At 65.0% G+C, this 17,710-nt stretch carries 12 protein-coding genes, 1 tRNA gene and 1 pseudogene; 12 read left to right on the top strand and 2 right to left on the bottom strand.

Annotated elements, in window-relative coordinates; translation table 11 throughout:
• Window positions 1–17 precede the first annotated feature (17 nt).
• The 7 genes from EPN59_RS06365 (at window position 18) to EPN59_RS06335 (ending at window position 8,422) form a co-directional block, all read left to right on the top strand.
• Window positions 18–1,607 carry an aldehyde dehydrogenase (NADP(+)) gene (locus tag EPN59_RS06365; RefSeq protein WP_293045724.1) on the top strand — a complete coding sequence of 530 codons (1,590 nt, stop codon included), beginning with the start codon at window positions 18–20 and terminating at the stop codon, window positions 1,605–1,607.
• 38 nt (window positions 1,608–1,645) lie between these two features.
• The gene (locus tag EPN59_RS06360; protein WP_293037092.1) at window positions 1,646–2,575 is read left to right on the top strand and encodes a dihydrodipicolinate synthase family protein; all 930 of its coding nucleotides are present in this window, start codon (window positions 1,646–1,648) and stop codon (window positions 2,573–2,575) included.
• A gap of 45 nt (window positions 2,576–2,620) precedes the next feature.
• A complete protein-coding gene (locus EPN59_RS06355; RefSeq protein ID WP_293037089.1) occupies window positions 2,621–3,550 on the top strand; it encodes a Gfo/Idh/MocA family oxidoreductase in 930 nt (309 codons plus the stop codon).
• A 63-nt stretch (window positions 3,551–3,613) separates the two neighbouring features.
• Window positions 3,614–4,618, top strand: coding sequence for an arabinose ABC transporter substrate-binding protein (locus EPN59_RS06350; protein WP_293037086.1), 1,005 nt, complete (start codon window positions 3,614–3,616; stop codon window positions 4,616–4,618).
• A gap of 44 nt (window positions 4,619–4,662) precedes the next feature.
• Entirely contained in the window at window positions 4,663–6,222 is a 1,560-nt protein-coding gene (gene araG, locus EPN59_RS06345) for an L-arabinose ABC transporter ATP-binding protein AraG (RefSeq protein WP_293037083.1), read from the top strand.
• A gap of 77 nt (window positions 6,223–6,299) precedes the next feature.
• Entirely contained in the window at window positions 6,300–7,310 is a 1,011-nt protein-coding gene (gene araH, locus EPN59_RS06340) for an L-arabinose ABC transporter permease AraH (RefSeq protein WP_293037081.1), read from the top strand.
• A gap of 101 nt (window positions 7,311–7,411) precedes the next feature.
• Entirely contained in the window at window positions 7,412–8,422 is a 1,011-nt protein-coding gene (locus tag EPN59_RS06335) for a hypothetical protein (protein WP_293037078.1), read from the top strand.
• Window positions 8,423–8,782: 360 nt separating this feature from the next.
• Here EPN59_RS06335 and EPN59_RS06330 read toward each other — a convergent pair.
• A tRNA-Leu gene (locus EPN59_RS06330) sits at window positions 8,783–8,869 on the bottom strand.
• A gap of 381 nt (window positions 8,870–9,250) precedes the next feature.
• On the opposite strand from EPN59_RS06330, the pseudogene rnr reads away from it, so the two are divergent.
• The 4 genes and pseudogenes from rnr (at window position 9,251) to rpiA (ending at window position 14,404) form a co-directional block, all read left to right on the top strand.
• Window positions 9,251–11,710 (top strand): annotated as a pseudogene (gene rnr, locus EPN59_RS06325) (ribonuclease R).
• A gap of 161 nt (window positions 11,711–11,871) precedes the next feature.
• A complete protein-coding gene (gene rlmB / locus EPN59_RS06320; protein ID WP_293037075.1) occupies window positions 11,872–12,615 on the top strand; it encodes a 23S rRNA (guanosine(2251)-2'-O)-methyltransferase RlmB in 744 nt (247 codons plus the stop codon).
• A gap of 44 nt (window positions 12,616–12,659) precedes the next feature.
• Window positions 12,660–13,556, top strand: a complete 897-nt coding sequence (locus EPN59_RS06315; RefSeq protein WP_293037072.1) for an N-acetylmuramoyl-L-alanine amidase — start codon at window positions 12,660–12,662, stop codon at window positions 13,554–13,556.
• 152 nt (window positions 13,557–13,708) lie between these two features.
• Window positions 13,709–14,404, top strand: a complete 696-nt coding sequence (rpiA, locus tag EPN59_RS06310; protein ID WP_293037069.1) for a ribose-5-phosphate isomerase RpiA — start codon at window positions 13,709–13,711, stop codon at window positions 14,402–14,404.
• 167 nt (window positions 14,405–14,571) lie between these two features.
• Here the strand turns inward: rpiA and EPN59_RS06305 are convergent, their stop codons facing one another.
• Window positions 14,572–15,306: a Crp/Fnr family transcriptional regulator gene (locus EPN59_RS06305; RefSeq protein ID WP_293037066.1), complete on the bottom strand. Its 735-nt coding sequence runs from the start codon at window positions 15,304–15,306 to the stop codon at window positions 14,572–14,574.
• 713 nt (window positions 15,307–16,019) lie between these two features.
• Here EPN59_RS06305 and EPN59_RS06300 point away from each other — a divergent pair.
• Window positions 16,020–17,603: a mannose-1-phosphate guanylyltransferase/mannose-6-phosphate isomerase gene (locus EPN59_RS06300; protein ID WP_293037063.1), complete on the top strand. Its 1,584-nt coding sequence runs from the start codon at window positions 16,020–16,022 to the stop codon at window positions 17,601–17,603.
• The last annotated feature ends 107 nt before the right edge of the window (window positions 17,604–17,710 follow it).

The following is a 17,710-nucleotide window of genomic DNA, read 5'->3' as shown; positions in this document are numbered from 1 at the left end:
GCGCAAGGACTGCCATCATGACGACGACTCTCACCGGCGAGGTGCTGATCGGCGCGCGCGCGAAGCGCGGCGAAGGCGCGGCGTTCCAGGCGATCGACGCCGCGAGCAATACGCCCATCGCGCCCATCGCGCAACCGGTTTTCCACGGCGCGCTGCGAGGCGATGTCGAACAGGCCTGCGAACTCGCGGACGCCGCCTTCGACCCCTACCGCACGCTGCCCGCTGAAAAACGCGCGCAATTCCTCGACGATTGCGCCGCGCGCATCGAAGCGCTCGGCGAACAACTGATCGAACGCGCAATGGCCGAAAGCGGCCTGCCGCGCGCGCGCCTCGAAGGCGAACGCGCACGCACCGCGAATCAATTGCGCATGTTCGCCACGCTCGTGCGCAGCGGCGATGCGCTCGACGTGCGGATCGAACCGGCGCTGCCCGAACGTCAGCCGCCGCGCACCGACCTGCGTTTCTGGCGCATCGGCGTCGGCCCGGTCGCGGTGTTCGGCGCGAGCAATTTCCCGCTGGCGTTTTCGGTGGCGGGCGGCGACACGGCGTCGGCGCTGGCCGCGGGCTGTCCCGTGGTCGTGAAGGCGCATCCGGCGCATCCGGGCGCCTCGGAACTCGTCGGCCGCGCGATCCAGCAGGCGGTCGCGGCGGCGGGCCTGCCCGAAGGCGTGTTCTCGCTGCTGTTCGACGCGGGCCACGAAGTGGGCAGCGCGCTCGTGCAGCATCCCGCGATCCGCGCGGTCGGCTTCACCGGCTCGCGCGCGGGCGGTCTTGCGCTCGTGAAGCTGGCGGCGGCGCGTACCGAGCCGATTCCCGTCTACGCCGAAATGAGCAGCGTGAATCCGAACCTGCTGCTGCCGGGCGCGCTCGCCGCGCGCGGCGAGACGCTGGCGCGTGAATACGCGGCATCGACGACGCTCGGCTGCGGCCAGTTCTGTACCAATCCGGGCCTGATGCTCGGCCTCGCGGGCGCGGACTTCGAGGCCTTCGCCACGAACGCCGCACGCGAATTCAGCGCGGCGGCGGCGGGCGTGATGCTCACGCCGGGCATTCTGCGCGCGTATGAGCACGGCATCGGTCGTCTCGTCGAGCATCCGAAGGTCACGACGCTCGCGCGCGGCGCGGCAGCGCCTGGCCGCGCGCAGGCGGCGCTGCTGCGCGTGAGCGCAAGCGATCTGCTGGCCAACGCATCGCTCGGCGAAGAAGTGTTCGGCCCGGGCAGCGTGCTGGTCGAATGCGCGGACGAAGCCGAACTGCGCCGCGTGCTGCGCCATATCGAAGGCCAGTTGACGATCACGCTGCACGCGGACGCCGCCGACGGCGATCTCGTGCGCGCGCTCCTGCCGCTCATCGAGCGCAAGGCGGGCCGTCTGCTGGCCAACGGCTTCCCAACGGGCGTCGAGGTTTGCGATGCGATGGTGCACGGCGGCCCGTTCCCGTCCACCTCGGATGGCCGCAGCACCTCGGTGGGCACGGCGGCGATCGAGCGTTTCCTGCGCCCGGTCTGCTACCAGAATCTTGCCGATAGCTGGTTGCCCGACGCGTTGCGCGACGCGAATCCGCTGCACGTGAAGCGGCGTTTCGCGGGTCAGCCCGAGCGCGCCTGAAGCGCACCGCCGCCAAAATTCGAAGCAGGACAGACAACATGACTGCAAACCGTACGCCCCGTTACACGGGCATTTTTCCCGTCGTGCCGACCACCTTCACCGAAACCGGCGAACTGGATCTGGCGAGCCAGAAGCGCGCCGTCGATTTCATGATCGACGCGGGCTCGGACGGCCTGTGCATTCTGGCGAACTTCTCCGAGCAGTTCTCGGTCACCGACGACGAGCGCGAAATCATCACGCGCACCGTGCTCGAACACGTGGCGGGCCGCGTGCCCGTGATCGTGACGACCACGCACTTTGGCACGATCGCGTGCGCGGCGCGCAGCAGGCGCGCGCAGGAGCTGGGCGCGGCGATGGCGATGGTGATGCCGCCGTATCACGGCGCGACGTTCCGCGTGCCCGAGCAGCAGATCTACGCGTTCTACCAGGGCGTCTCGGACGCCATCGATATTCCCATCATGATTCAGGATGCGCCCGCGAGTGGCACGGTGCTGTCCGCGCCGTTCCTCGCGCGCATGGCGCGCGAGATCGAGCAGGTCTCGTACTTCAAGATCGAAACGCCAGGCGCGGCCAACAAGCTGCGCGAGGTGATCCGCCTTGGCGGCGAAGCGGTCGAGGGTCCATGGGACGGCGAGGAAGGCATCACGCTGCTGGCCGACCTGAACGCGGGCGCAACCGGCGCGATGACGGGCGGCGGTTTCCCGGACGGCATTCGCCCGATCATCGTGGCGCACCGCGAAGGCCGTCTCGACGACGCCTTCACGCTTTACCAGAAGTGGCTGCCGCTCATCAATCACGAAAACCGCCAGGCGGGCCTGCTCGCCTGCAAGGCGCTGATGAAGGAGGGCGGCGTGATCGACTGCGAGCTGCCGCGCCATCCGCTGCCCGCGATGCATCCGCAGACACGCAGGGAGCTGGTCGATATCGCGCGTCGTCTCGATCCGCTGGTGCTGCGCTGGGGCAAGTGACCAATCGATACGCGATACGAAATAAAACAAGGTTTGGAGATCGGTATGAATGCGTCGTACAGGCTGGGTATCGTGGGCGTGGGCAAGATCGCGCGCGACCAGCATCTGCCCGCCATCGCGGGTAATGCGGGCTTCGAGTTCGTGGCCGCCGCGAGTCGCAACGCGCAGGTGGACGGCGTGCGCAATTACGCCGATATCGGCGCGCTGCTGGCCGCCGAGCGCGACCTCGACGCCGTGTCGCTGTGCGCGCCGCCGCAGGTGCGCTACGAGCAGGCGCGCGCCGCGCTGGAAGCGGGCAAGCACGTGATGCTCGAAAAGCCGCCGGGCGCGAGCGTGAGCGAAGTGGAAGCGCTGCGCGAACTCGCGAAGCAGCACAAGCGCACGCTGTTCGCCACATGGCATTCGCGCTGCGCGAGCGCCGTCGAACCGGCGCGCGCGTGGCTGGCCGGGCGCACGATCCGCGCCGTGCACGTGCGGTGGAAGGAAGATGTGCGCCGCTGGCATCCGGGCCAGCAATGGATCTGGGAACCGGGCGGCCTCGGCGTGTTCGATCCGGGCATCAACGCGCTGTCGATCGTCACGCGCATTCTGCCGCGCGAGGTGCTGCTGCGCAGCGCGGTGCTGCATGTACCGTCCGACTGTTCGACGCCCATCGCCGCCGAACTCGAGTGCATCGACACCGACGGCGTGCCGGTGCGTGCCGAATTCGACTGGCGTCACGGCCCGGTCGAACAATGGGAAATCGATGTGGAGACCACCGAGGGCCTGCTCTCGATCTCCGAAGGCGGCAAGCGCCTTGCCATCGCGGGCGAGCCGGTCGAACTTCGTGCCGAACGGGAATATTCGGCGCTCTACGAGCGCTTTCACCGGTTGATCGCGCATGGCGCCGACGACGTGGACGTGCGCCCGCTGCGCCTTGTGGCCGACGCGTTCCTGCTCGGGCGCCATATCGAAGTCGAGGCGTTTGGCCACTGAGCATTCCGTCACGGAGAGTCACTGTTTCACCCCACGCAAAAGCGTCATCAGAGGAGACATAGCATGACCAGCAACATCCGCCGGTTCACCCTTCGCGCCGTGTTCGCGGCCCTGTGCGTCGCGCCGCTCGGCATGAGTATGGCGGCGCACGCCGACTCGCCCACCAAGATCGGATTTCTTGTGAAGATGCCCGAGCAGGCGTGGTTCATCAACGAGCAGAAGGCTGCCACGGCGCTCGGCCAGAAGGAGAACGTCTCGGTGGTGAACATCGGCACGCCGGACGGCGAGAAGGTGCTGGCCGCGATCGACAATCTCGGTGCGCAAGGCGCACAGGGCTTCGTGATCTGCGCACCCGACGTGCGTCTTGGACCGGCCATTCAGGCGCGCGCCAAACGTTACAACATGAAGTTCGTGACGGTGGACGATCAACTGGTCGACTCGTCGGGCAAGCTGCTCGCGGGTGTGCCGCATCTGGGCATGTCGGCTCTCAAGATCGGCAACCAGGTGGGACGGGCGATCAGCGACGAGATGAAGAAGCGGGGCTGGAAGCCGGAGGAAGTGGGCGCGCTACGTATCACCGACTACGAACTGCCCACGGCGAAGTTGCGCACCGACGGCGCAACCCAGACGCTGCTGGCCGGCGGCTTCAAGAAGGAGAACATCTTCGATGCCCCGCAAAAGACCACTGACGACGAAGGCGGTTTCAACGCGGCCTCCCCGGTGCTCGCACAGCATCCGAACATCAAGAAGTGGGTGGTATTCGCACTCAACGAGGAAAGCGTGCTGGGTGCGGTGCGCGCAACGGAACAGCTGCACATTCCGGCTGCTGATGTAATCGGCGTGGGCATCAATGGCGCGGGCGAAGCGTTCGCCGAATTCCAGAAGAAGGAGCCGACCGGCTTTTACGGCACGATCGCCGTGAGCTCGACGAACCACGGCAAGGACAGCGCGCAGAATCTTGTCGACTGGATTCGCACCGGCAAGCAGCCGCCCGCCGACACGCAGACCACCGGCAAGCTGATGACGCGCGACAACTGGACGGCTGTGCGCGGCGAACTTGGCATCTAAGGAATCCGTAGCAATACGGAGGCGACGGCAAGGGCAGGGATGCAATGACTGAAACCATGACACATGCAGATGCGGCGAACGCCGCAGGTACGCGCCACGCGGGGACTCAACAGGGGCGGCGCGCGTATCTGGAGCTTGACGGCATCACCGTGAGCTTCCCGGGCGTGAAGGCGCTCGACCGCGTCGCGCTCGACGTGCGCGCGGGCGAGGTGCACGGCCTGATGGGCGAGAACGGCGCGGGCAAGTCCACGCTGCTCAAGGTGCTCTCGGGCGTGAACCAGCCGCAGGCGGGCACGTTGAGCCTGAACGGCGTGGAGCAGCGCTTCACGACCACGCGAGCGGCGCTCGACGCAGGCATCGCGATCATCTATCAGGAATTGCATCTCGTGCCCGAGCTGACCGTGGCGGACAACCTGATGCTCGGGCAGTTGCCCAACCGCCTCGGCGTGCTCGACGAGCAGACGCTCGTCAAACGCGCGACGGACGAATTGCAGCGGCTGGGCGAGCGTATCGATCCGCGCACGCCCGTGAAGAATCTCTCCATTGGCCAGCGTCAGATGATCGAGATCGGCAAGGCGCTGATGCGCGACGCGCGCGTGATCGCCTTCGACGAACCAACAAGCTCGCTTTCGGCACGCGAGACCGAGAACCTCTTTCGCATCGTCAACGCACTGCGCGCCGATGGTCGCGCAATCATTTACGTCACGCATCGCATGGACGAAGTCTATGAGCTTTGCGACCGCGTGACGGTGTTCCGCGACGGCAAGCGTATCGAAACCTTCGATTCGGTGGCCGACCTCGACCGCAACCGCCTGATTGCAGCGATGGTGGGTCGCTCGATCGAGGACGTATATGGCTATCGCGCGCGCGAAGCCGGTCCCGTGCTGCTCGAAGCGAAAGGGCTGCTCGGGCCGGGCCTCGCCGAACCCGTGTCGTTCCGGGCGCGGCGCGGCGAGATTGTCGGCTTCTTTGGGCTGGTAGGCGCGGGTCGGTCGGAACTCATGAAGCTGATTTACGGCGCGACGCGCTCAAGTGCAGGTCATGTCGAACTGGACGGCAAGCGCGTGAATTTCGCGAGTCCACGCGACGCCGTGCGCGCGGGTCTCGCGCTATGCCCCGAGGACCGCAAGCAGGAAGGCATCGTGGCAATCGCCTCGGTGGCCGACAACCTCAATATCAGCGCGCGCCGCCATTTCAGTCCCGCGCGTTTCCTGCTGGATGCGAAGCGCGAACGCGCGCTTGCACAGGACTACATCGGGAAACTCGCGATCAAGACGCGCAACGGCGACACTGCCATCGGTACGCTCTCGGGAGGCAACCAGCAGAAGGTGATTCTTTCGCGCTGGCTCGCCGAACGCATCGAAGTGTTCCTGATGGACGAGCCCACGCGCGGCATCGACGTGGGGGCGCGCGCCGAGATCTACAACCTGCTGTACGAGCTCGCGGAAGCGGGCAAGACCGTGATCATGGTGTCGAGCGATCTCGCCGAAGTGATCGGCGTGTCGGACCGCATCGTCGTCATGCGCGAAGGCCGCATTGCCGGCAGTGTGCCGAAAGCCGAAGCCTCGCCTGACGAACTGATCAAGATGGCGCTGCCACGATAAATGTTTTGCCTTACCGGTCGCGCGCACAGTGAGCTCAAGCCCGAAGGGCGCCGCCGATTCGTAACGATGAACCCGAGATGAGTGAAACCATGCAACCACAAGGCACCCCTACCGTCAATGAGGTCACCGCGCCCATTACGCCCCAGCGCGCGCGCGCGTGGGACATGATCAACAAGTCGGGCATCGTGGTGGTGTTCGTGGTGCTGTTCGCAGTGCTTTCTGCAACGGTGCCCGACTTCCTCACGACCCGCAACATTCAGGGCCTGCTGCTCTCCGTCACGCTGATCGGCTCGATTGCCGTCACGATGATGTTCGTGCTCGCGCTCGGCGAAGTCGATCTATCCGTGGCGTCCATCGTGGCATTCTCGGGCGTGGTGGCTTCGACCGTTATCACGCAGTCACATAGCGTGCTGCTCGGCATTATCGCGGGCGTGCTCGCGGGCGGCGCGGTGGGGCTCGTGAATGGCGTGCTCATCGCGCGCTTCAGGATCAATTCGCTGATCGCCACGCTCGCGATGATGGAGGCGGTGCGCGGCCTCGCGTTTCTCACCTCGAACGGCGACGCCGTGATGATCTCGGAAGAGCGCTTCTTCGACCTGGGCGGCGGCTCGTTCCTCGGCATCTCGTTCCCGATCTGGAGCAACATCATCGGTTTCGTGGTGTTCGGCTTCCTGCTGAAGAAAACCGTGTTCGGCAAGAACGTGCTCGCGGTGGGCGGCAATAGCGAAGCGGCGCGGCTTGCGGGTCTGCCGGTCACGCGCATCAAGATTGCAGTGTTCGTGCTGCAAGGGCTCATTACGGGCTTTGCGGGTGTGATGCTGGCCTCGCGTATGAGCCTCGGCGACCCGAAGACATCGGTGGGTCTCGAACTCGGCGTGATCTCGGCGTGCGTGCTGGGTGGCGTGTCGCTCACGGGCGGCGTGGCGACGATTTCAGGCGTGCTGGTTGGCGTGCTCATCATGGGCGCGGTGCAGGACGCCATGAGCCTCATGAACGTGCCGACGTTCTATCAGTACCTGATTCGCGGCGGCATCCTGCTGCTTGCGGTGCTGTTCGACCAGTTCCGCCGCAGCAAGCGCGCAGTCTGATCCTGTCGACGACGCCCGGACACGCCTGGTTATTCAGGGTAATCAAAACGCTCGTGATCGTTTCGACCTGAACCATCCCGGGTTGCCATCCAGACTGTCTGATGGAGGAGAAGGACGTGCTCGATACACGGGAAGCGGATTCACGAAAGCGGGTCTTCGCGAAGGCGCATCGACCTGGCGAGCTTGAATGTGGCGAAGCAGCGAGCGCGCTTCGCCAAACGACGCTGACGCTGTCCAATGCGCATCTGAGGCTCGGTGTCAAGGCTGGAACGCGTGGCGGGATCGTACAGATGGACTGGAATGACCGCGGTATGTGGACGCCCGTCTTGCGGCGGCCAGCCAGGCAGAGCCATCTTCCGGTTTCCCGTGAGCTTTCATGTGAGCCCGTGATCCGGATTCCAGATGTGGCGCAGGTCGTCCAGATTCGGGCAATGTCATCCGGGATGTGGGCAGCGGGTGCAGGTAGACCGCTTCCGGTGTCCAGTGCGGCACTCGTGGATGACTGGGAAGTCGACTCTGCCGCAGAGGCATCACTTCGCCTGCGGACCGGCGTTGCGGAATGCTGTCGGGCGGTCCAGACCTACGAGCTTGACGGTCCTACGCTCGAAATAACCGTCGAGCTCGAGAATAGCGGCTGTACGCCGTTACGGTGCGGAATCGATATTGAGGCTGTCCTGGTGCGGGACCCGCATGCACGCATCAGTGCACCCGCGGGTGGCATCTGGATTGCAGGAGGGGCCGGTAGCGCTCCACGACTCGTTCCCACGCCATTCGCCTGGCAGTTTGGGGTGACCCACCATCTGCCAGCGACGAAAATCGATCATGCCTTCACGCGCTGGGGCGGAAAGGCGCTGGTCGAATGGCCGGCGCGGCAGTTTTCCCTCGCGATTGTGGGAGATACCGACTGCTACAGACTCCGTGCTTATCCCGAAGACGACTCGTTTTCGTTTCAGGTAGTGAATGAGCAGTCGGAGCACCGCTATATCGGGCAGGGAGAGGATGTGCATGGGCTGACGGTTCTCGCCGCAGGAAAGACACTCAGTCGCCGCGTCAGTTTCACAGTCGAACGGCTTGCGTCCTTGACCAGGACCACACGCCAGCCATCGGAGTAAGTGGCGTGCCTTGGTTGCGAGGTTTGGGGCATGGACCGCTATTCCTTCGAGTACCGGTTTGACCTCCGATGTCGCGAATCCCGTATACGCGTATGCGCAAAAAGGATCGACGTTAGAGGAATGTCCGGGATCTGAAGGAACCAAAAAACCCCGTAAGACCATGATCTTACGGGGTTTCTCGAACTACATCGGCTTGCGCCGGAACATCTCTTGGCGCCCAGGAGAGGACTCGGTCACATAAGCGCGACCCCGGCTGCGCTTGCAAGCGCAGCCTTTCGAGTCCTCCCGCAAAGTGCGCAGGCACTTTGCTTCCTGGGCGGAATAACGAAAAAGGCCAGCTAGTCGCTGGCCTTTCAAATTTGGTGCCCAAGAGAGGACTCGAACCTCCACAGTGTTGCCACCGCCAGGACCTGAACCTGGTGCGTCTACCAATTCCGCCACCTGGGCAAGGTGTCGTCTGCTGTACCGTGTGTCGTGCAGCAAAGACGGCAATTATAGCGTGGAAAGTGGGGCTGTCAAGTGTCTCGCGAGCCTCGCGAAGTTTCGCAAAGCGGGCCGCATCGCCTGCCAACGTGGCTGCTCACTCACGACGATCACCGCCGCAGAACGTGCCGGAACACTCGCGCGGCGTCTGCCGCGTCTGAAGCGGGTGATAGAATGCCTCGCAGCAGGCCCGGCGGCAGGTGCGCGCGATATGGGCGTTCCGCCGGACCTCGTCATCCGCTGAAATCAAGCTGTAGCACTCGAAGACCGGGGCGTCGCCCGAGTTTCGCTGGGTGGCGCGGCAGATCCGACATCGACGCAACGAGAACAACCATCGACAAGCCCTTGAGCAAATATCCGTACCCGATTCCCAGCCGTGAAGAGATCCTCGGCGTGCTGCGGACCAGCGAATCGCCCTGCACCGCGAACGATATCGCCGAGGCGCTCGCCATCAAGCGCCAGGAGCGCGAAGGGTTCTTCAGGCGGCTCGCCGCGATGGAACGCGACGGGCAGATCCGGCTCGACTCTCGCGGCCACTATCAGCTTGCGCATCCCTCCAGCTTCGTCGCGGGCCGCGTCCAGGGCCACCGGGACGGTTTTGGCTTTGTCGTGCGCGACGACGGCCAGGACGATCTGTTCCTGTCCTAGGGCGAGATGCAGAAAGTCATGCATAACGACCGCGTGCTCGCGCGCATCGTCGGCTACGACCGGCGCGGGCGTCCCGAAGGACACATCGTCGAGGTCACGGACCGCGCGAATCGCCGCGTGATTGGCCGCTTGCTGAACGAAAACGGCGCGCTGATCGTCGCGCCCGAGGACAAGCGCATCGGCCACGACATCCTCGTCACGCAGAACACGAAGAAGGCGAAGGTCGGCCAGGTCGTCGTGATCGAACTCACCGATTTTCCGAGCCGGCACTCGCAGCCGCTCGGCCGCGTGGTCGAGGTGCTCGGCGACATCGACGATCCCGGCATGGAGATCGAGATCGCCGTGCGCAAGTACGGCGTGCCGCACGAATTCAGCGACGCCGCGCTCGACGAAGCCGCCAAGCTGCCGGACGCCGTGCGCCCGGCCGATATCCGTTATCGCGTGGATCTGCGCGACGTGCCGCTCGTGACGATCGACGGCGAGGACGCACGCGACTTCGACGACGCCGTGTATTGCGAGCCCGTTCAGGTTGGCCGCGGCGAGGGCTTCCGCCTGATCGTCGCGATTGCGGACGTCTCGCATTACGTGTTGCCCGAAAGCGGCCTCGATGTCGATGCCATCGAACGCAGCACGTCGGTGTATTTCCCGCGCCGCGTCATTCCCATGCTGCCCGAGAAGCTGTCGAACGGACTGTGCTCGCTGAACCCGCACGTCGACCGCTGCGTGCTCGTGTGCGATCTGGTGATTACCGCGCGCGGCGAGATCAAGGCGTATCAGTTCTACCCTGGCGTGATGCACTCGGCGGCGCGCCTCACGTACACCGAAGTCGCTGCGGTGCTCAAGAACACCAAGGGACCGGAGGCGATGCGCCGCGCGGCCCTGATGCCGCAGCTGCAAAACCTCAATGGCGTGTACAAGGCGCTCTTCGCGGCGCGCCAGAAGCGCGGCGCAATCGACTTCGACACGACCGAAACGTATATCGTGTGCAACGCGCAAGGCAAGATCGAGCAGATCGTGCCGCGCCAGCGCAACGACGCACACAAGCTGATCGAAGAGTGCATGCTCGCGGCCAACGTCTGTGCTGCGGATTTCATGAAACGCAACAAGCACGCAGGCCTGTATCGCGTGCATGCGGGCCCGAGCGCCGAGAAGCTGGAGAACCTGCGCACGTTCCTGCGCGGCATCGGCCTCACGCTCGGCGGCGGCGACACGCCGCACGCGAGCGACTACGCGGCGCTGATGGCGCACATCCGCGACCGTCCCGACGCGCAGATGCTGCAGACGATGCTGCTGCGCTCGATGCAGCAGGCCGTCTACAGCCCGGACAACATCGGTCACTTCGGTCTTGCGTATGAAGCCTATGCGCACTTCACGAGCCCGATCCGCCGCTATCCGGACCTGCTCACGCACCGCGCGATTTACGCGATCCTGCAAGGCAAGAAGTATCAGCCGCAGGCGCCTTCGGGCGTCGAATTGAACACGGCGCTGTCGCCGCGCGCCCGCGCGCTGCAGGCCGAGGACGAGGAGAAGCGCGGCGCGCGCGGACGCCGGAACAACACGGCCATCTGGGAAGAACTCGGCCTGCACTGTTCCGCCAACGAGCGCCGCGCCGATGAAGCGTCGCGCGACGTCGAAGCCTGGCTCAAGTGCTACTTCATGCGCGACAAGCTCGGCGAAGAGTACGGCGGCATGGTGAGCGGCGTGACGTCGTTCGGCATTTTCGTGCAGCTCGACGCGCTCTTCATCGAGGGCCTCGTGCATGTAACGGAACTGGGCTCGGATTACTTCCAGTACGACGAGATCAAGAACGAATTGCGCGGCGAACGCACCGGCATCCGCTACCGTCTTTCGGACCGCGTGCGCGTGCAGGTCAGCCGTGTCGATCTCGATGCCCGCAAGATCGATTTCCGTCTCGTGCGCGACATGCCGGTCAAGCCGGGCGTCAATCGTCCGGCGCCAGGCGACAAGAGCGCCGCCGAGGGCGGCCCGCGCGTGCGCGCGCTGGCGCCCAATGAGCCGCGCCGCAAGAAGGCCGCACCGGCGCCGGGCATTGCCGTCAAGGAAGCGCGTGCCGCACGCAGCGCGGCCAAGACGGCGAAGAAGCACGCGGCCGCCAAGGCCGCAACGAAGAAGGCCGCCTCGCGCAAGAAGCGCTGAGTGTGCCGGCCGCGCGGCGCTTGCCCGAAGCGGGCGACGCCGCGCTTTCCGTGCCGCGCTGCGGCCGGAGCAATTACATTCGTCCTTGATGCCCGCAAGGCTCGCGAAGCCCGCGATGTCCGCGATGTGTTGAGGACCGTTCATCAGGGGTTGTTTCAGTCATGTCACGTCTCAAGGTTCTTTACGGATTTCATGCAGTGACCGCACGCTTGCGGCACGACGCGTCGACGGTCGAGGATGTCTACTACGATCCGACGCGGCGCGACCGCCGCATGCAGGACTTCCTGCATGCCGCAAAGGATGCGGGCGTGCGCCTGATCGCCGCCGACGAAACGCGGCTCTGGGGACTCGCGCATACGGAGCGCCATCAGGGCGTCGTGGCGCGTGTGCATGACATGCCGCTCGCGCAGAATCTGGCCGAACTGCTCGACGGCATCCAGGGTTCGCCGCTGTTGCTCGTACTCGACGGCGTCACCGACCCGCACAACCTCGGCGCGTGTCTGCGCGTCGCCGACGCTGCGGGCGCACATGCGGTGATCGCACCGCGTGATCGCGCCGTGGGTCTCAACGCGACGGCTGCGAAGGTCGCGAGCGGCGCAGCGGATACCGTGCCGTACATCACCGTGACGAATCTCGCACGCGCGTTGCGCGAGTTGAAGGATGCGGGTGTGTGGGTGGTCGGCACAGCCGGTGACGCGAGCGCGAGCCTGTATCAGACGAAGCTCGATGGCCCGGTTGCGCTCGTGATGGGCGCGGAGGGCGAGGGCATGCGCCGCCTCACGCGCGAAACGTGCGATGAAGTCATGCACATTCCGATGGCGGGCACCGTTGAGAGCCTGAACGTGTCGGTGGCTTCGGGCGTCTGTCTGTTCGAAGCCGTGCGCCAGCGGACGGCCGCGCGATAAGCGAGCGAAACCGAGCGAAACCGAGCGAGCCTGGGCCTGTTCACATGAAGCTGTACCGCTTTACGCTGCGTGCCGCCGCGCTTGCAACGACGCTCGCGCTTGCGGCTTGCGCGGGCAGCACGATGATGGATCGCGGCGCGTACGTGACCGATACGCGCTATCACGCGCAGAGCGTCGACTCGCGTATCCGCTTTCTCGTGATGCATTACACCGAGCTCGACGAAGCCGATTCGCTCAAGGTGCTGACCACCGAAGCGGTCAGCGCGCATTACCTCGTGCCGGACAATCCCCGCATTGAGAACGGCAAGCCCGTGGTATGGCAGCTGGTGCCGGAATCGCAGCGCGCGTGGCATGCGGGCGCGAGCGAATGGCAGGGCGCGACTGAACTGAATGCGGCGTCGATCGGCATCGAGAACGTCAATCTCGGGCCGCGCGATACGGCTTCAGGGCGCGCTTCAGGCCGTGCTTCAGACCAGGCTTGGCAGCCGTGGCCGCCCGCCCAGGTCGATGCGATCATCCGCCTCTCGAAAGATATCGTTGCGCGCTATGGCATCCCGCCGACGCGCGTGGTCGGTCACAGCGATATCGCACCTCAGCGCAAGACCGATCCGGGGCCGCTTTTTCCGTGGAAGCAGCTTTACGATGCGGGCGTGGGCGCCTGGCCGGACGATGCGACGGTACAGGCCGACCTCGCGGGCCGCGCGCCCGACGCGCCAGCCGACGTGCGCGCGCTGCAATTGAAGCTGGCCCGCTACGGCTATGACGTTGCCACGGACGGCGTGCTCGACGAGCGCACGCGACGGGTGATCTCGGCGTTCCAGATGCATTTCCGTCCGAGCGACTATTCGGGCACGCCCGACGCGCAAACCGATGCCATCGCGCAGGCGCTGCTCGACAAATACATGCCCGCGCAACCGGACGAAGCGGGTTCCACGCGTTGAACGCGCGGTGCGGCGTCGGCGGTTGCGGTGGCAACTACCGTAACTGCGGCGGCGGCAGTGGCAGTGGCAGTGGCAACTACGGCCCGCAACTTCGGTAAACTACGCGTTTTCCGCCTTTTTCCGCTATTTCCCTTTCTCCGGGCAGGTTCTCCATGACTCAAGACGAACTCAAACAACTGGTCGGCCAGGCCGCCGCCGATTACGTGAACGCGAACGTGCCGCAGGGCGCCGTGATCGGCGTCGGCACGGGCTCGACCGCGAATTGCTTTATCGACGCGCTCGCCGCAAGCAAGGACCGCTATCTCGGCGCGGTCTCCAGCTCGGTGGCGACCACGGCGCGGCTGAAGTCGCACGGTTTTCGCGTCTTCGATCTGAACGAAATTGAAACGCTGCCCGTGTATGTCGACGGCGCCGACGAAATCGATGCGCAAGGCGCCATGATCAAGGGCGGCGGCGGGGCGCTCACGCGCGAGAAAATCGTTGCGTCCGTGGCCGATGTGTTCGTGTGTATCGCCGATGCGAGCAAGCGCGTCGACGTGCTCGGCCGGTTCCCGCTGCCCATCGAAGTGGTGCCGATGGCGCGCACGGCGATCGGCCGGCGCGTGAGCGAACTGGGCGGCGTGCCCGTGCTGCGCGTGCAGAAGGACGGCTCGCCCTATATCACGGACAACGGCAACGAAATCCTCGACGTGAAGGGCCTGCAAATCAGCGACCCGTGCGGGTTCGAAGCGCTCGTCAACGCGTGGCCCGGCGTCGTGACCGTGGGCCTCTTCGCCTCGCGCGGCGCCGATCTGTGCCTGCTGGGCGCAGAAACGGGCGTCGAACGTATCGACTATCCGAAGCGCTGAAGCTTGCACGAGCGGCGCGCGCGTCGCTCGTGACGGCCTGCGTTTGCATCCGTTTGCATGCGTCTGCATGCGGCCGGCCTGGCATGCCGCTCATTCCATCGGAACGTCGCTAAAAACAGGCAGCCGGCCAGACCGAGAAAGACGCGCGGGGGGAGCCCCGCGCGGCCTCACGCGACGGTTTCCGCCTGATGCAGACGCGGCAGCAAACGGTCGAACTCGCGCCGTACGAGCCCGTAGCATTCGCAGGCGCGCGCTTCGAGCCCCTCGCGATCCAGCACACGGATATGGCCGCGGCTGTGGTGGATCAGCCCTTCGTCGTGCAGCTTGCCGGCGGCTTCCGTGATGCCTTCGCGGCGTACGCCGAGCATGTCGGCGATCAGTTGCTGCGTGACCGTGAGGTCGTTCGACGCCACGCGGTCCACTTCGATGAGGAGCCAACGGCACAACTGCTTGCTGAGCGAGTGGTGGCGATTGCAGGCGGCCGTCTGCGCGACCTGCGTGAGCAGTGCGTGCATGTAGAGCAGCATGAGCCGCCGGATGAAGTCCGAGCGGGCGAACTGCTGCTTGAGGGCTTGTGCGCTCATGCGGTACGCGAAGCCCGCGCATTGCACCTGAACCCGGTTCGGCATGGTTTCGCCGCCCGTGAGCACCGGTACTCCCGTCATGCCTTCGCGCCCGACCGCGGCGATTTCGACCGAGCTGCCGTCCTCCATGGTCGAGAGCATCGAGATGATCGCGCTGGTCGGAAAATAGACGTGGTGAATGCGCTGGCCGGAATCGCACAGCAGTTGTTCGGTGCGCAGGTGGACGAGTTCCAGGTGCGGAGCCAAGGCTTGCCATTCGTTTGACGGCAGCGCTCCAAGCAGATGATTGCCGTGCAGATCGGATTGAAGGGTCAACATGATTGGTCCTCGTCGGAGGCTGCTCGCGCTGCCTCGTTGTTATCTAATCCCGGCCGACGAAACCGTCGTTATGCGCCGTCTCCCGTCCGGCTATCTGTTCGTCGTGCCAGCCCCATAGCCCCGTGCGCTCCCACCCTTTCGGTCCGCGGTGTTTGCGCAAATGTGGTGAGGGGTACATAGCAGGGTGTGTGCCAGATCGTCGCAACCCTCCATGGGGCGCACCTTGAGCGGCGGCCTGGGCAAAATCGCCTTTGCGACTGCGGCAATTTGTTTCAGTTCTGCACGCTGTTTACGCCGCTCCATGTACGCGGTAACTCATACTTTATGATCTTAAGTCATTGATTGTATGAAGTTATTTTTTGTGCTCAAGCCGGTGTACGAAGTTGACTCCCCGCTGAAACATGTCTCGCGCCTGGCCGGTGCATGGGGTGCCGGCGGGGCGGGGGATTTACAGGCGCGATGCAGGACTGGCGCGGCAGGCCCGCCTGGTGCGTCGCAACGTTCTGCCGATGAAACATGACTTGCGTCAAGTCCGGCGGCGTGATGCACACGAACGATTCGCCCGCGAAACAGCACGCGTCAGTGTGTGCGTGCGTACAGAATCGCGTACCGGCGTTTGCTCCAATGAAGGCCCACAGACCGGGTGCGGCGACGCTTTGAGCGGCGTTGAATGCACACCCGGCCAGATGCCTTTTGACGGCGGGAGAGCGAGCATGAACCAGAGAGTGCCGCTAAGCGGCGTGATCGCCGCGGTGCAGGATGTCGAGGCCACGCTCGTCGTGCAACCGGTCGTGCTGGCGGGCGGATCGGGCACGCGTCTGTGGCCGCTGTCGCGCGAACAATGCCCGAAGCAGCTGATCGATCTGCTCGACGGCGAGTCGCTGCTCGAGGCCACCATCAGCCGGCTCGAATGCGCGTTCGCACAGACGCCCGTATGCGCCGAAGCCGCACCGGTGCAAAAAGCTGTGCCGCTCGTGGTGAGCAGCGAGGATCTGCGCCTGATGACGGTCGATCGACTCGGCCGCAGCGGCATGGCCGCGCGTATCGTGCTCGAACCGGTGCCGCGCAACACCGCACCTGCATTGACGGTGGCCGCACTCGCGGCGCGCCGTGAATGCGACATTCACGACAGCGCGGCGACCGATCACGATCCCGTGCTCGTCGTCATGCCGGCCGATCATCTGATCGCCGATCGCAGCGCGTTTTGCCGCGCGCTCGAAGAAGCCGTGATGCACGCGGCGCGCGGCGCGATCGTGACGCTCGGCGTGCCGCCGCAGCGGGTGGAAACCGGTTATGGCTATATCTGCATGGGGCCGCTGCTCGATGCGAGCGGTGCGCGAACGATCGAAAGCTTCGTCGAGAAACCCAACGCCGAACTTGCGGCCAGCTACGTCGCGTCCGGCGACTACTGCTGGAACAGCGGGATCTTCGTGGTGCGCGCCTCCGTGTGGCTCGCGGCCATCACGCGCTGCCGTTCCGCGATTGCCGCGCAGTGCGCGGCCGCATTCGAGCAGGCCACGCTCGATGCCGATGGCAACCTGCATCTCGATGCGGCGGCACTCGCCGCATGTCCATCCGATTCGATCGACTACGCGGTGATGGAGTCGGTCGGCGCCGATGCGCAACTCGCGGGCGTGGTCGTACCGCTCGCGGCAGGCTGGTCCGATGTTGGCGCATGGGATGCGCTCTGGCAGGTTTCGGGCAAGGACGCGTGCGGCAATGTCGCGCGCGGGCGCGTGCTGTTCGAGGACGTGAACGATACGTTCGTCCATTCGGACGGACGGCTCGTTGCGTGCGTCGGCGTGCGCGACGTCGTGGTGGTCGAGACAGCCGATGCGGTGCTCGTCGCCGCGAAGGATCGCGTGCAGAGCGTGAAGGCCATCGTCGGGAAACTGAAAGCCCAGCACAGCGAAGAGGTGCAGCACCATCGGCGCGTGGAGCGTCCGTGGGGCTGCTACGACTCGGTCGACCGCGGCGAGCGCTTTCAGGTGAAACGTATCGTCGTGAAGCCGGGCGGAAGACTTTCGTTGCAGTTGCATCACCATCGCGCGGAGCACTGGGTCGTTGTGCGCGGAACTGCGCGCGTCACGCGCGGCGATGAAAGCTTTTTGCTATCCGAGAACGAATCCACCTATATTCCATTGGGTGTGAAGCATCGTCTGGAGAACCCCGGCAAGACGTCGCTTGAGATCATCGAGGTGCAGTCGGGCTGCTATCTCGGCGAAGACGATATCGTGCGCTTCGACGATCAGTACGGACGCACCGGGGAACACGGTGTGCAGCACGCGGTGCGGTGATACAAGCCGCCGCATCGTCATTACGGCCATCGCGTCGATTACGTTCATCACGTCGATCACGCAGACGGGCAGCGCCGGGGTTGGATAACCAGGCATTTAATTCAATC

Source organism: Paraburkholderia sp., assembly GCF_004298475.1.
GTDB classification, from domain to species: Bacteria; Pseudomonadota; Gammaproteobacteria; order Burkholderiales; family Burkholderiaceae; genus Paraburkholderia; species Paraburkholderia denitrificans.
Note: the sequence above shows the minus strand (reverse complement) of the source record. Positions and strands in the feature narration are given on the sequence as shown.

Excerpts from the sequence above, each read along its gene's own strand:
- EPN59_RS06300 (WP_293037063.1), top strand. The coding sequence starts at position 16,020 with ATGAACCAGAGAGTGCCGCTAAGCGGCGTGATCGCCGCGGTGCAGGAT.
- araG (WP_293037083.1), top strand. The coding sequence starts at position 4,663 with ATGACTGAAACCATGACACATGCAGATGCGGCGAACGCCGCAGGTACG.
- EPN59_RS06360 (WP_293037092.1), top strand. The coding sequence starts at position 1,646 with ATGACTGCAAACCGTACGCCCCGTTACACGGGCATTTTTCCCGTCGTG.
- rpiA (WP_293037069.1), top strand. The coding sequence starts at position 13,709 with ATGACTCAAGACGAACTCAAACAACTGGTCGGCCAGGCCGCCGCCGAT.
- EPN59_RS06305 (WP_293037066.1), bottom strand. The coding sequence starts at position 15,306 with ATGTTGACCCTTCAATCCGATCTGCACGGCAATCATCTGCTTGGAGCG.
- EPN59_RS06365 (WP_293045724.1), top strand. The coding sequence starts at position 18 with ATGACGACGACTCTCACCGGCGAGGTGCTGATCGGCGCGCGCGCGAAG.
- EPN59_RS06350 (WP_293037086.1), top strand. The coding sequence starts at position 3,614 with ATGACCAGCAACATCCGCCGGTTCACCCTTCGCGCCGTGTTCGCGGCC.
- rlmB (WP_293037075.1), top strand. The coding sequence starts at position 11,872 with ATGTCACGTCTCAAGGTTCTTTACGGATTTCATGCAGTGACCGCACGC.
- EPN59_RS06335 (WP_293037078.1), top strand. The coding sequence starts at position 7,412 with ATGGAGGAGAAGGACGTGCTCGATACACGGGAAGCGGATTCACGAAAG.
- EPN59_RS06315 (WP_293037072.1), top strand. The coding sequence starts at position 12,660 with ATGAAGCTGTACCGCTTTACGCTGCGTGCCGCCGCGCTTGCAACGACG.
- araH (WP_293037081.1), top strand. The coding sequence starts at position 6,300 with ATGAGTGAAACCATGCAACCACAAGGCACCCCTACCGTCAATGAGGTC.
- EPN59_RS06355 (WP_293037089.1), top strand. The coding sequence starts at position 2,621 with ATGAATGCGTCGTACAGGCTGGGTATCGTGGGCGTGGGCAAGATCGCG.